Genomic DNA, 12,402 nt, shown 5'->3' on the forward strand with positions numbered 1-12,402 from the left:
GCTGTGGGTATTTGGGGAGCAAAGAAGCGCTAGTCGCGCCAATGCACCGCGGTGAGGTCGTTGGCGGGCATCGGGGCGTTTTCCCACAGGCCCTCGATCTCGGCCTTGGCGACGCCGGTTTTCGCCAGCTGGAACAGGTAGGCGTTGGCGTGGTCCTCGGCGATGATCTTCTGCGCCTGTTTCAGCAGCGTCGTGCGTTCCGCCGGGTCGGTGGCGGCGTCGAGTTTCGCCATCGCGGCGTTGAAATCGGGATTGGCGTAGTTGAAGTAATAGCTTTCGCGGCCGTAGATGCCGATGTCCATCGGCTCGACATGGCTGATGATCGTCAGGTCGTAATCGGCATTCTTGAACACCTGCTCCAGCCACTGCGCCCATTCCATGTTGGTGATCTGGGTCTGGACGCCGACGGCGCGCAGCTCGGCCGCCAGGATCTCGCCGCCGCGGCGGGCATAGGGCGTGGGCGGCAGCGCAAGGCGCAGGGTCAGGTTTTCCGCCCCGGCCTCGACCAGCAGTGTCTTCGACAGTTCGGGGTCGTATTGCGATTGCGCCGTCAGGTCGAGGTAATCGGGATTGTGCGGCGCGAAATGCGTGCCGATCGGGGTGCCATAGCCGAACATGGCGCCGTCGATCAGCTCCTGGCGGTTGATGGCATGGGCGATGGCTTCGCGCACGCGCTTGTCGGAGAGCGCCGCGGTCTTGTGGTTCATGGCGAGGATGGTCTCGCCCTCGGTGGTGCCGACCAGCACCTTGAAGCGCGGATCGGCCTGCAGCTGCGCCAAGGTTTCGGGCGCCGGATAGATCGGGAAGGCGTCCACGTCGCCGGCCATCATCGCGGCGAAGGCCGCCGTCGGATCGCCGATGAAGCGGAAGGTCGCGGTCTTCAGCGCCGGCTTCGCGCCCCAATAGCCGTCGAAGGCGTCAAGCCGGATATGGTCGCCCTGTTTCCATTCGCCGAATTGAAACGGTCCGGTGCCGATGGGGTGGGTGGCGATGTCCTTGATGCTCGCCTCGTCCACCATGACCGCGTCGCCCCAGGCCAGCTTGAAGGGAAAGCCGCCGTCCGGGGCCTTCAGCGTGATGCGGACGGTCTGCGGGCCCAGCGCCTCGACGGTGTCGATGCCCTCGAACAGGGTTTTCTGGGCGTTGGTGCTGTCGGGGGCGCGGGCGCGGTCCAGCGAGAAGATCACGTCCTGCGCGTCGAACGCGCTGCCGTCGTGGAAGCGGACGCCCGGGCGCAGGTGGAAGGTGTAGGTCTTGCCGTCCGCCGTGTCCCAACGTTCGGCGAGGCCGGGCTTGACGCTGCCATCGGGGCCGATGCGGGTCAGGCCCTCGAAAAGGTTGGCATAGACCACCTCGTCGATGGCGGCGGCGGTGCCTCCAGTCGGGTCGAGGTTTGGCGGTTCCAGCACCATGGCCAGCGTGATCGCGTCCTGCGCGGCCATGGCCGGCGTGGCAAGAAGCGCGACCGTGGCCGCCGCCTGCATCAGTCTTGCGAACATCATTCCCCCTGGGCCGGTTTACCGGGGCACATTCCGGGCAAAGCGCCCGGCGATCAAGCCCGCTTCTCGGTCAGCTGCTGGGCGAGGCCCGCGAACATCAGCCAGAGCGAGGTCAAGAGAAGCCCCCAGCGCGCCACGCTTTGCGGGTGGAAATCGACCAGCACCGCCCAGACCGCGAAGCCGACCCAGGCCGCGCAGACCGGCAGCGAGACCAGCCGCCAGCGCTCGGTCCGCACCGGATGGATGAACTTGACGTTGGTGAACATGGTCACCGCCAGCGCCACCACGATCAGCAGAATGACCCAGAAGTTCGGCTTGAGCGCGAAAAGCACCAGCACCACCATGTTCCAGCAGGCCGGGAAGCCGGCGAAGGAATTGTCCTTGGTCTTCATGCGGGTATCGACGAAATAGATCACGCTGCCATAGGTGATGGCGATGATGGCGATCCAGCCGGTCCAGCCGGGCAGCAGGCCCGACATGAACAGCGCATAGGCCGGGATGAAGACATAGGTCAGGTAGTCGATGATCAGGTCCATCAACACGCCGTCATAGGTCGGCCAGTTCTTCTTGACGTGGTAGCGGCGCGCCAGCGGGCCATCGACGCCGTCGACGATCAGCGCGATCACCAGCCAGAAGAACATCTTCGACCATTCCGCATTGGCCGCGGCCAGCAGGGCAAGCATCGACAGGACCGCGCCTGTGGCGGTCAAGAGATGCACGGACAGGGCTTTGAGGCGGGAATTCATCCTATGCTTCTGTCACCGAACGGTCATGATCGCAAGTTCGTGATGGTTGCAGCCCCGCGCATTTCGCCCCGGGTGGTGCAGGAAAGCGGCGTGGTCAGCGGACGAATTCCTCGGCCGCGTAGCCCTGCAGATACAGAAGCGCCGTCAGGTCGCCGTGGTTGATGCGCAGGTCGACCTGCGCCGCGACCACGGGCTTGGCATGCAGCGCGACGCCCATGCCCGCCAGTTGCAGCATGCCGAGGTCGTTGGCGCCGTCGCCCACCGCCAGCGCATCGGCGGGGGTCAGGCCGCGGGCGGCGGTGATCTGTTCCAGGGCCTCGACCTTGGCCTCGCGGCCCAGCACCGGCAGGCTGACATGGCCGGTCAGCACGCCCTCCTCGGCAAGCAGCGTGTTGGCGCGATGCTCGTCAAAGCCGAGCGCGGTCGAGACCGGGCCGGTGAAGACGGTGAAGCCGCCCGAGACCAGCGCGCTATGCGCGCCCTGCGCCCGCATGCTGGCGACCAGGGTGCGCCCGCCCGGGGCCAGGGTGATGCGGCTGTCCAGCACCTCGCCGATGACCGACTCGGGCAGGCCGGCCAGCAGGCCGACGCGGGCGATCAGGGATTCGTGGAAATTCAGCTCTCCGTTCATCGCGGCGGCGGTGATGGCGGCGACGCGCTCGCCGACGCCGGCGAAATCCGCCAGTTCGTCGATGCATTCCTGCTGGATCATGGTCGAATCCATGTCGGCCAGCAGCACCGCCTTGCGCCGGCCGCGCGTCGGCTGGATGGCCAGGTCGAAACCCTGCGCCTGCAGGCTTTCCCAAGCGTCCCAGAAATCGGCCGGCGGTGCCTCGACCGGGAATTCGGCGGCGATGCGGTCATCGAGCCAGATGGTGTGGCCGGCGTCCCAGCGGCTGCGCAGGGCGTCGACCAGGGCCGCGGTTAGGTCGGCGCGGTCCGGGGCGGCAAGGACGGAAACGGTGAACATGGCTGCCCCTTCGGCGGTTCGTTTCGGCGGTTCGTTTCGGGCAGCACTAGCCAAAGCGCGGTGGCGGATCAATCGGTCGGATTCGTGCCATGGATCTGTCGCATCCGGGGCTTGCAAATTTCTTCTTGCGGGAATCCGTGCCGGGTTGTAGAGCCGTCCGTGGGACACGCCGCCCCAACGCGGCGCTATCTAGCTGGAAGGCTATACAGAATGAGCATGACTGCTCCGGCCGCGCGTCCGGTCAATCCGCGCTTTTCCTCGGGCCCTTGTGCCAAGATCCCCCAATTTTCGCTGGACATGCTGGAAGGTGCGCCGCTGGGCCGCTCGCATCGTGCCGCCGTGGGCAAGGCCAAGCTGGCCGAAGCCATCGAACTGACCCGCGCGGTCCTGGACGTGCCGGCCGATTACCGCATCGGCATCGTGCCGGCCTCGGACACCGGCGCGGTCGAGATGGCGCTGTGGTCGCTCTTGGGTCCGCGCAAGGTCGAGATGCTGGCCTGGGAAAGCTTCGGCGAGGGCTGGGTCACCGACGTGGTCAAGCAGCTGAAGCTGGATGCGGTGGTCCGCAAGGCCGATTACGGCAAGATCGTGGATTTCGCCGAGGTCGATTTCGACAATGACGTGGTTTTCACCTGGAACGGCACCACCTCGGGCGTGCGGGTGCCGAACGGCGACGCCATTCCTGCCGACCGCGCCGGGCTGACCATCTGCGACGCGACCTCGGCCGCCTTCGCGATGGAGCTGCCCTTCGACAAGCTCGACGTGGTGACCTTCAGCTGGCAGAAGGTGCTGGGCGGCGAGGGCGCGCATGGCATCCTGATCCTGAGCCCGCGTGCCGTCGCGCGGCTGGAGAGCCATACCCCGGCCTGGCCGCTGCCGAAGATCTTTCGCATGACCAAGGGCGGCAAGCTGATCGAGGGCATCTTCAAGGGCGAGACCATCAACACGCCCTCGATGCTGTGTGTCGAGGATTACCTGGTGGCGCTGAAATGGGCGCAAGCCCTGGGCGGCCGCAAGGCGCTGATCGCGCGGGCCGAGGCCAATGCCAGGGCCGTGCGCGACTTCATCGCCACCCGCGACTGGATCGCCGACCTGGCCGAGGATCCGGCCACTGCCTCGACCACCTCGGTCTGCCTGAAGTTCACTGATGCGCGCATCAAGGACGGCGCGGCCTTCGCCAAGGCCGTCGCCAAGCGGCTGGAGAAGGAAGGCGTGGCGCTGGACGCCGGCGCCTATCGCGATGCGCCGGCCGGGCTGCGCATCTGGTGCGGCTCGACCGTCGAGACTGCCGATGTGGCGGCGCTGATGCCTTGGATCGAATATGCCTTCGAGGCCGAGATCGAGGCGCAGGCCGTCGAGGCTTGATCTGCCGGACCGGGGCTCTGCCCCGGACCCCGGGATATTTTGACAAGAAAGAAGCCGAGTTGCAGCGCGTGCGGTGCGCTGCCGGCCCCTGCATATCCAGAGGATAGAGAAATGCCCAAGGTTCTTGTTTCGGACAAGCTGTCGGAAACCGCCGTGCAGATCTTTCGCGATCGCGGCGTCGAGGTGGATTACCTGCCGGATCTCGGCAAGGACAAGGAGAAGCTGGCCGAGGTGATCGGTCAGTATGACGGTCTGGCCATTCGCTCGGCCACCAAGGTGACGGCGAAGCTGCTGGAGCATGCCACCAATCTGAAGGTGATCGGCCGCGCCGGCATCGGGGTCGACAATGTCGATATTCCGGCCGCCTCGAAAAAGGGCGTGATCGTGATGAACACGCCCTTCGGCAACTCGGTGACGACGGCCGAGCATGCCATCGCGCTGATGTTCGCGGTGGCGCGGCAGCTGCCCGAGGCCAGCGTCTCGACCCATGAGGGCAAGTGGGAGAAGAACCGCTTCATGGGCGTCGAGGTCTTCAACAAGACGCTCGGCATCATCGGTGCCGGCAACATCGGCTCGATCGTCATCGACCGGGCGCTGGGGCTGAAGATGAAGGTGCTGGCCTATGACCCCTTCCTGTCCGAGGAGCGGGCCAAGGAGCTGGGCGTGAAGAAGGTCGAGCTGGACGAGCTGCTGGCCAAGGCCGATTTCATCACCCTGCATGTGCCGCTGACCGAAAAGACCCGGAACATCCTGTCGCGCGAGAACCTGGCCAAGACCAAGAAGGGCGTGCGCATCGTCAACGCCGCGCGGGGCGGGCTGATCGACGAGGAGGCGCTGGCCGAGCTGCTGAAGTCGGGCCATGTCGCCGGCGCGGCGCTGGACGTCTTCGCGACCGAGCCCGCGACCGAAAGCCCGCTGTTCGGCCTGCCGAACGTGGTGGTGACGCCGCATCTGGGCGCCTCGACCACCGAGGCGCAGGAGAACGTGGCCCTGCAGGTCGCTGAGCAGATGTCGGACTATCTGCTGACCGGCGCGGTGCAGAACGCGCTGAACATGCCCTCGGTCACCGCCGAAGAGGCCGCGACCATGGGGCCGTGGCTGAAGCTGGCCGGGCATCTGGGCACCTTCATCGGCCAGATGACCGACGAGCCGATCAAGGCGATCAACGTGCTCTACGACGGCTCGGTCGCCGAGATGAACCTGAAGGCGCTGAATGCCGCGGTGATCGCCGGGGTGATGAAGGCGACGAACCCGGACGTGAACATGGTTTCGGCGCCGGTGATGGCGGCCGAGCGCGGCGTGCAGCTGCAGACCACGACCCAGGCCAAGACCGGCGTCTTCGACGGCTATATCAAGGTGACCATGGTGACCGACAAGCGCGAGCGCTCGATCGCCGGCACGGTGTTCAGCGATGGCAAGCCGCGCTTCATCCAGATCCGCGGCATCAATGTCGATGCCGAGATCGGCGCGCATATGCTCTATACCCGCAACAAGGACGTGCCGGGCGTCATCGGCGCGCTGGGCATGACCCTGGGCGACCTGGGCGTGAACATCGCCAATTTCACCCTGGGCCGAACCCATGCCGGCGACGATGCCATCGCCATTCTCTACCTGGACGAGGCCATGGCGCCCGAGACGGTCGAGGCGCTGCGGGCCACCGGCAAGTTCCTGCAGGTGCGGCCGCTGCAATTCGAGGTTTGAACCTTGCGAACCCCCGGGGCATGTTCCCCGGGGGTTCGATCTTCAGGAGACGCCATGCGGACCTATGCCATCGGGGACATCCACGGCCAGCTCGGGCTGCTGCAACAGGCGCATGCGCGCATCGCCCGCGACGAGGCGGCGCGGGGCGGCGTCTCGCAGCTGGTCCATGTCGGCGACCTGCTGGATCGCGGCCCCGATTCGCGCGGCGTCATCGACTATCTGATGCAGGGCCAGGCCGAGGGTAGGCCCTGGATCGTGCTGAAGGGCAATCACGACCGCTTCCTGCCGCGCTTTGCCGCCGAGCCGGACTGGATCGACGCCGGGCTGGCCTCGGGGCGGCACTGGCTGGACCATGAAAAGCTGGGCGCGGCCGAGACGCTGGCCTCATACGGCATCGACCTGCGCGACCACGCCGACACCCATGCCGCGGTGCTGGACCGGGTGCCGCAGGCGCATCTGCGCTGGCTCGAGGCGCTGCCGCTGTGGCACCTGACCCCGCGGGCGCTGTTCGTCCATGCCGGCATCCGCCCGGGCGTCGATCTGGCGCGGCAGACCGAGCAGGACCTGGTCTGGATCCGCAAGGGCTTTCTTGACGACGCCCGCGACCATGGCCCGCTGGTCGTGCATGGCCATACCGTGGTCGAGCGGGTCACGCATTTCGGCAACCGCCTGGCCATCGACACCGGCGCCGGCCATGGCGGGCCGCTGAGCGTGGTGGTCTTCGACGAGACCGGCCTGCACCTGCTGACCGACGAGGGGCGCACGCCCCTGGCCGCTGCCTGATCCTGTGGCGCCGCGGCCATCGCGCAGGCGTGAAATCCCTAAAATCAAGGGCATCCATTGACGCAGGCCGGGCAGGGGCCAAATATGACGTTATCATGACATTCAGGCGCCGGCCCCTTCGCCCGACGCCAGGAGGTGAGGCGCCGTGCAGTCCCTATCCGTGATCCTTCAGCTGGCGGGTGCCGTGGCGCTGTTGCTGTTCGGCCTGGGGCTGGTGCGCGACGGCATGCTGCGCGCCTTCGGGATGAAGCTGAAGGTGGCGCTGGGACGGGGCACCGGGACCGGGCTGCGGGCCTTCGTCTCGGGGCTGCTCGCGACGCTGGGGCTGCAAAGCTCGACCGCGACGGCGCTGATGACGGCCTCTTTCGTGGATCGCGGCATGATCCGGCCGCGCATGGCCCAGGTCGTGCTGCTGGGTGCGAACCTCGGCACGGCGCTGACCGCCTGGATCGTCGCCTCGGGGATCGAGGCACTGGTGCCGGCGCTGCTGCTGCTGGGCCATGTCCTGCGCCGGCGCGACCAGCGGACGTGGTCGGGGGCGGGGCTGGCGCTGATCGGCATCGGGCTGATGCTGCTGTCGCTGTCGCTGCTGACCGGGGCGACCGAACCCCTGCGCGACTCGGCGGCCATGGCCGCGTTCCTTGCCATGCTGGGCGATGCCTGGCCGGTGGCGCTGGCCTTTGCGGCCGGGCTGGCGGTGGTCTGTTCCTCGTCGCTGGCGGTGGTGATGCTGGTGCTGTCCTTGGGCATGGCGCCGGCGCTGACGGTGGTGCTGGTGCTGGGCGCGAACCTGGGCGGGGCGATCCCGCCGCTGCTGGCGACCGCGGGGCAGGGGGTGGCGGCGCGGCGCGTGGCCCTGGGCAACCTGATCGTGCGCGGCATCGGCTGCCTTCTGGCGCTGCCGCTCGCCGGCCAGGCGGCGGCGCTGCTGACCGCGCTGCCCTTGCCCGAGACCGGGTTGGCGGTCGAGGCGCATCTGGCCTTCAACCTGGTGCTGGCGGCGGCGATCTGGCCCTTTGCCGGGCTGCTGACCCGGCTGACTGCCGTCCTGATGCCCGAGGCCGAGCAGACCCCGCCGATCGAGGCGCAGCTGCTGGACGGCTCGGCGCTGGATGCGCCCGCCGTGGCCCTGGCCCGCGCCAGCCGCGCCGCGCTCGCCATCGGCGACGTGGTCGAGCGCATGCTGCAGCAGGCCCGCACCGCATTCGCGCATGGCGACGACGCGCCCCTGGCCGAGGTCCGCGTGCTCGAGGATCGGGTGGACCGCATGCAGCAGGAGGTGAAGGGTTTCCTGTCGCGCCTGGGCCGCGAGGCGGGCGAGGACGAGCGGCGCCAGGCCATCACCATCCTCGACTACGTCATCAACCTGGAGCATGTCGGCGACATCATCGACAAGGGCCTCGCGCCCGAGATCCGCAAGAAGGCGGGCCTGGCGCTGCGCTTTTCCGAGGAGGGCTATCGCGAGCTCGACGGGCTGTTCCTGATGACGATCGAGAACCTGCGCGTGGCGCAGACCGTGTTCATGACCCGCGACCGCGACCTGGCGCGGCAGCTGATGGAGGAAAAGGTCGAGATCCGCCGGCTGGAACGCCTGTCGGCCCAGCGCCACCTGATGCGGCTGCGCGAAGGACGCGAGGACAGCCAGCAGACCTCGTCGCTGCATCTCGACATTTTGCGCGACCTGAAGCGGGTGAACGCGCATATCGTCTCGGTCGCGCATCCGATCCTGGACGAGGCCGACCTGCTGATTGAAAGCCGGCTGAAGACGGGGTGAGGCGGGGCTTTGCCATCGTCCTGCGGCGGGCTGGAACCGCGATGGGTCCGGGCGCAAGCTGCTCTTCCCGCTCAAAGGGGGAATCGCTTCGGCGCACCAACCGGCATGAAGATCATTTGTCCTCGCATCCGGAACCTGCGCTATCCTTGCCCTGTCCGTTGCGGTTGCGCGCGGTGAGCGCCGGGACGAGCCGGATTTCTCTCATACCGACGGCTTTTTCTTGTGGCGCAGCAGGTCGATGAGCCTGCCGCTAGTCAGCTTTCGGCCAGCAATAGATGCTCGATACTCAGCCCGTGGTCGATGAGCCTGGATCCGCCGCAAGTCGGTCAGCTTGCAGGGTGCAGGCCCGGCGCTGGCCGGACCAGAGCAGAAGGACAGAAGGGGGGTATTTTTCCGGGCAGCGAGGGATCTTTACTCTCGCCGTCGCTCGGGGCGCCCGGCCTTTGCCATGGGACCAGGACGAGACGGCGCCATGTTCGGACCGGGTTTCCACTGAGCGATCGAGGCGCGATCCTGAGGTCGCAGCCCTGCGGCGTGTCCTCGCAAGGCGCGATCCCGCATCCCCCGCGAGTCGCATTCTGCCCGTCGATGACCAGGCGCTGCTTCGCAAACACGGCATCCCGATCTCGGTGGGGGGCCAGGAAGCCGACGGACCAGCCCACCCGAGCCGGATCTGACGTTCAGGCTCGCCCGTTTCCGCACCGCGGCGACGAGCGGATTGCTTCATCCGTTCCGGCCGGCTGCCTTGCGGTCCGGCGCCCAGGCCGAAAACCCGCCGCAGGAGACATCCACAGCATCCATAACACGGTCGGCGGCCATTCATCGCTGGGCGTTCAGCCGCATCGCCTTCGGGCTTGGGATTGAGCTGAATGCCTAAATCCGGCCAAGACCGCTAAGGTGTCGAAAGCCCGCGACGGCAGACCCGCGCCGCTTGCGCCTTCTCCACAGAAGGCGGACGGTTTTCTCTGCTTGTGCAGGGGGAAAGCGGAGGTCACTTCGGGAGTCTCCCGACCGCGCGTGAAGCAATTCGGGCGGGAACAGGTGAACGTCAGGTCCAGGGGCACGGTCTTGCGCGCCCGCCGCGGGCTTGCCATGGTGCAGGCGGCAACGGCAGTCGGAGGTCAGGATGCTGAAATGGATCGCCGCGGCGGCGCTGGTCGCCACGCCGGCCCCGGCCGATGTGGTCGGCCAGGTCGGCGTCGACTGGGTCGGCAACGACATCATCATCGAGGCCATCGCCGACCCTGAGGTGCAGGGCGTGACCTGCCACCTGGCCTATTTCGACCGCTCGGTGATCGACCGGCTCAGCCAGGGCAACTGGTTCGAGGACCCGTCGAACTCGGCCATCGAATGCGCGCGCACCGGGCCGATCAGGATCGGCGACATCCGCCGCGGGCCCAAGGGCGAGGATGTGTTCAGCGCCTCGCGTTCGCTGATCTTCAAGTCGCTGCGCGTCAAGCGCATCTATGACGAGCAGAATCAGGTGCTGGTCTATCTCGTGCATGCCGAGCAGGTGAAGCAGGGCTCGGCCAAGATGTCGATCTCGACCGTGGCGCTGGAGCCGGGCGAGGCGCTGCCGGCGCGCTAGACCTTTTGCGGATTTGCGTCGTCATCCCGGGTCATGCGAAACTGTCGCATGCGCCGCAATCCGCGCCCGGCAGGTGGACAGAGGCGCCGGCTGGCTGTATGAGCCCCGCCAAACGGGAATAGTGATGTGATGCGGATTCCGTCCAAATCGGCGAAATACAGTCTGGGCCAGGTGGTGCGCCACCGCGAACACCCCTTCCGCGGGGTGATCTTCGACGTCGACCCGGAATTCGCCAATACCGAGGAGTGGTACGAATCCATTCCCGAGGAATCGCGCCCGTCGCGCAACCAGCCCTTCTATCATCTTTATGCCGAGACCGAGGCGACCTATTACGTCGCCTATGTCTCGGAGCAGAACCTGATGCCGGACCAGTCGGGCGAGCCGCTGGAACATCCCGAGGTCACCGAGATGTTCGGCGAATTCCGCGACGGCCACTATCCGCTGCAGGCCGGGCTGAACTGAGCGCCGCCGCGCGCGGGATCACGAGGCGGCGACCGGCGGCGGGCAGGGCAGCAGCGCCTCGGTCACCGGGACGATGAAGGCCAGGAAATTGCGGTGCCCCTCGCGGAAATAGCTGAGCGAGGCGGTCAGTTCCTGGATCAGGTACCAGCCGAACCCGCCCTCGGGCAGCAGAAGGATCGAGGCGGTGTCGCCGGGAGCCAGGTCGACATAGGGCAGGTCGCGCGGATCGAGGCAGGACAGCGGCAGCGGCCGGCCGTCGTCGGTGACCGCGCAGGCGATGCCGCCGACATGGCGCGCGACGCAAAGATGGATCAGCGGCGCATGCGGGCGGCCGCCCAGGCGCATCGCCTCGGTCCGGGTGCCGTGTTCGCAGATGTTGTTCAGCACCTCGGCCAGCGCCAGCTCCAGCTTGGCGATCACCTCGTCCTCGGCGCTGCCGTCGAACCTTTGGCGCATGAAGAGCAGCGCCGCGCGCACGGTTTCCGGATCGGCGCGGAAGATGCGGTGGAACATCGGATGCCGCCCGGGCGGCGGCTGGCGCAGCCGCTTTTCCGCCGGGGAAGGGGACAGGCTCATGGCGCGGGGCTTTCCATCTGGCTGCCGTCAGCCGGATCCTGACGGATGTTCAGCACCGTGTCCATTCGGGTGAGCCGGAAGACCCGCGCCACATTCGGCGTCAGCCGCGCCAGCACCAGCGGCCGGTCGGGCGGCATGGCCTTGTAGATGGCGATCACCGCGCCCAGGCCCGAGCTGTCCATGAAATCGACCGCACCCAGGTCCAGCGTCACCGGCGGGCCGGAGGCGCCGATCATGCTGCGCACGCGGTCCTTGAAGGCCGTGGCGACCATGGCGTCCAGACGCTTTTCGTCGACGCGGATCGTCAGCCCGTCTTGCTGGGGCAGCAATGTCATGTGCATCCTGTGGCTCCGTCGCTGTGGCCTTGGTGCATCCCTAGCGCGAAAATATTACCAGCCGGTAAGCGGCAGCACGGTTTTCCCGCCTCTGCCGGCAAGAATTTCTGCGCAATTCTAACCAGTTTTCCGTCCCTGCGGCCCTTGACCTGTCCCAAAGGGCAGCCGGGTCGCAGATTGAAGGCGGGCGGCGAAGCGGGATAGGGTCGGATATGGACCGGCACGAGATGACCCCATGCGCTTTGCCCTTCTTCCCGCGGCCCTGCTGGCGGCCTGCGCCATGAGCGCCGGCGCCGCGCAGGCCGGCCTGAACTGCCCCCAGCCCGGCGATGCGCTGACCGCGCGGCTGTGCGCGGCGCTGCGGCAGGAACTGGACCAGTCCGGCACGCCCGCGCCGCCGCTGACCTTGCAGGCCCACAGCCCCCGCCCCGATCTGCTGCGCGCCCGGCTGAGCATCGGCAAGGGCGCGGCCCGGCGCGACGGACCCGAGCTTGAACTGACGGTAATGGATCGCGCCGATATCCCCGACAGGCAGCTGAGCCAGCTGGCCCGGCTGCTGCTGGACCGGACGCTTCCCCCTGACGAATAGTTTCAAAGGACTTT

At 67.3% G+C, this 12,402-nt stretch carries 12 protein-coding genes; 7 read left to right on the forward strand and 5 right to left on the reverse strand.

The annotated features are described in order from the left end of the window. Nucleotides 1–29: 29 nt before the first annotated feature. From E3D03_RS05945 to serB, 3 genes are all read right to left on the reverse strand, one after another. Nucleotides 30–1,499, reverse strand: a complete 1,470-nt coding sequence (locus tag E3D03_RS05945; protein WP_263566192.1) for an ABC transporter substrate-binding protein — start codon at nt 1,497–1,499, stop codon at nt 30–32. A 53-nt stretch (nt 1,500–1,552) separates the two neighbouring features. Beyond that, nucleotides 1,553–2,245: a CDP-alcohol phosphatidyltransferase family protein gene (locus tag E3D03_RS05950; protein ID WP_263566193.1), complete on the reverse strand. Its 693-nt coding sequence runs from the start codon at nt 2,243–2,245 to the stop codon at nt 1,553–1,555. A gap of 94 nt (nt 2,246–2,339) precedes the next feature. Then, nucleotides 2,340–3,215 carry a phosphoserine phosphatase SerB gene (serB, locus tag E3D03_RS05955; RefSeq protein ID WP_263566194.1) on the reverse strand — a complete coding sequence of 292 codons (876 nt, stop codon included), beginning with the start codon at nt 3,213–3,215 and terminating at the stop codon, nt 2,340–2,342. Nucleotides 3,216–3,425: 210 nt separating this feature from the next. Between serB and E3D03_RS05960 the strand changes: the two genes are divergently transcribed. The 6 genes from E3D03_RS05960 to hspQ all read left to right on the forward strand — a co-directional run bounded on the left by E3D03_RS05960 (nt 3,426) and on the right by hspQ (nt 10,888). After that, nucleotides 3,426–4,580, forward strand: a complete 1,155-nt coding sequence (locus E3D03_RS05960; protein WP_263566195.1) for a phosphoserine transaminase — start codon at nt 3,426–3,428, stop codon at nt 4,578–4,580. A gap of 111 nt (nt 4,581–4,691) precedes the next feature. After that, on the forward strand, nt 4,692–6,281 hold the full coding sequence (serA, locus tag E3D03_RS05965) for a phosphoglycerate dehydrogenase (protein WP_263566196.1): 1,590 nt from the start codon (nt 4,692–4,694) through the stop codon (nt 6,279–6,281). 54 nt (nt 6,282–6,335) lie between these two features. After that, complete coding sequence (locus E3D03_RS05970; protein WP_263566197.1) at nt 6,336–7,064, forward strand: metallophosphoesterase; 729 nt, start codon at nt 6,336–6,338, stop codon at nt 7,062–7,064. Nucleotides 7,065–7,209: 145 nt separating this feature from the next. Next, nucleotides 7,210–8,838, forward strand: coding sequence for a Na/Pi cotransporter family protein (locus E3D03_RS05975; RefSeq protein WP_263566198.1), 1,629 nt, complete (start codon nt 7,210–7,212; stop codon nt 8,836–8,838). Between the two features lie 1,126 nt (nt 8,839–9,964). Then, nucleotides 9,965–10,426 carry a CreA family protein gene (locus E3D03_RS05980; protein ID WP_263566199.1) on the forward strand — a complete coding sequence of 154 codons (462 nt, stop codon included), beginning with the start codon at nt 9,965–9,967 and terminating at the stop codon, nt 10,424–10,426. 129 nt (nt 10,427–10,555) lie between these two features. Next, the gene (hspQ, locus tag E3D03_RS05985; protein ID WP_062563383.1) at nt 10,556–10,888 is read left to right on the forward strand and encodes a heat shock protein HspQ; all 333 of its coding nucleotides are present in this window, start codon (nt 10,556–10,558) and stop codon (nt 10,886–10,888) included. A gap of 18 nt (nt 10,889–10,906) precedes the next feature. Here the strand turns inward: hspQ and E3D03_RS05990 are convergent, their stop codons facing one another. Beyond that, nucleotides 10,907–11,464: an ATP-binding protein gene (locus E3D03_RS05990; protein ID WP_263566200.1), complete on the reverse strand. Its 558-nt coding sequence runs from the start codon at nt 11,462–11,464 to the stop codon at nt 10,907–10,909. Next, nucleotides 11,461–11,799 carry an STAS domain-containing protein gene (locus tag E3D03_RS05995; protein ID WP_411969796.1) on the reverse strand — a complete coding sequence of 113 codons (339 nt, stop codon included), beginning with the start codon at nt 11,797–11,799 and terminating at the stop codon, nt 11,461–11,463. Before E3D03_RS05995 ends, E3D03_RS05990 begins: the two co-directional genes overlap by 4 nt. A gap of 235 nt (nt 11,800–12,034) precedes the next feature. Between E3D03_RS05995 and E3D03_RS06000 the strand changes: the two genes are divergently transcribed. Beyond that, on the forward strand, nt 12,035–12,388 hold the full coding sequence (locus E3D03_RS06000; protein WP_263566202.1) for a hypothetical protein: 354 nt from the start codon (nt 12,035–12,037) through the stop codon (nt 12,386–12,388). Nucleotides 12,389–12,402: the final 14 nt, after the last annotated feature.

The sequence above is a fragment of the Paracoccus sp. DMF genome, from assembly GCF_004407025.1.
In the GTDB taxonomy this organism is placed as follows: Bacteria; Pseudomonadota; Alphaproteobacteria; order Rhodobacterales; family Rhodobacteraceae; genus Paracoccus; species Paracoccus aminovorans_B.

Coding starts and splice junctions, on each gene's coding strand:
- serA (WP_263566196.1), top strand. CDS start 4,692: ATGCCCAAGGTTCTTGTTTCGGACAAGCTGTCGGAAACCGCCGTGCAG.
- E3D03_RS05970 (WP_263566197.1), top strand. CDS start 6,336: ATGCGGACCTATGCCATCGGGGACATCCACGGCCAGCTCGGGCTGCTG.
- E3D03_RS05980 (WP_263566199.1), top strand. CDS start 9,965: ATGCTGAAATGGATCGCCGCGGCGGCGCTGGTCGCCACGCCGGCCCCG.
- E3D03_RS05995 (WP_411969796.1), bottom strand. CDS start 11,799: ATGACATTGCTGCCCCAGCAAGACGGGCTGACGATCCGCGTCGACGAA.
- serB (WP_263566194.1), bottom strand. CDS start 3,215: ATGTTCACCGTTTCCGTCCTTGCCGCCCCGGACCGCGCCGACCTAACC.
- hspQ (WP_062563383.1), top strand. CDS start 10,556: ATGCGGATTCCGTCCAAATCGGCGAAATACAGTCTGGGCCAGGTGGTG.
- E3D03_RS06000 (WP_263566202.1), top strand. CDS start 12,035: ATGCGCTTTGCCCTTCTTCCCGCGGCCCTGCTGGCGGCCTGCGCCATG.
- E3D03_RS05945 (WP_263566192.1), bottom strand. CDS start 1,499: ATGTTCGCAAGACTGATGCAGGCGGCGGCCACGGTCGCGCTTCTTGCC.
- E3D03_RS05950 (WP_263566193.1), bottom strand. CDS start 2,245: ATGAATTCCCGCCTCAAAGCCCTGTCCGTGCATCTCTTGACCGCCACA.
- E3D03_RS05960 (WP_263566195.1), top strand. CDS start 3,426: ATGAGCATGACTGCTCCGGCCGCGCGTCCGGTCAATCCGCGCTTTTCC.
- E3D03_RS05990 (WP_263566200.1), bottom strand. CDS start 11,464: ATGAGCCTGTCCCCTTCCCCGGCGGAAAAGCGGCTGCGCCAGCCGCCG.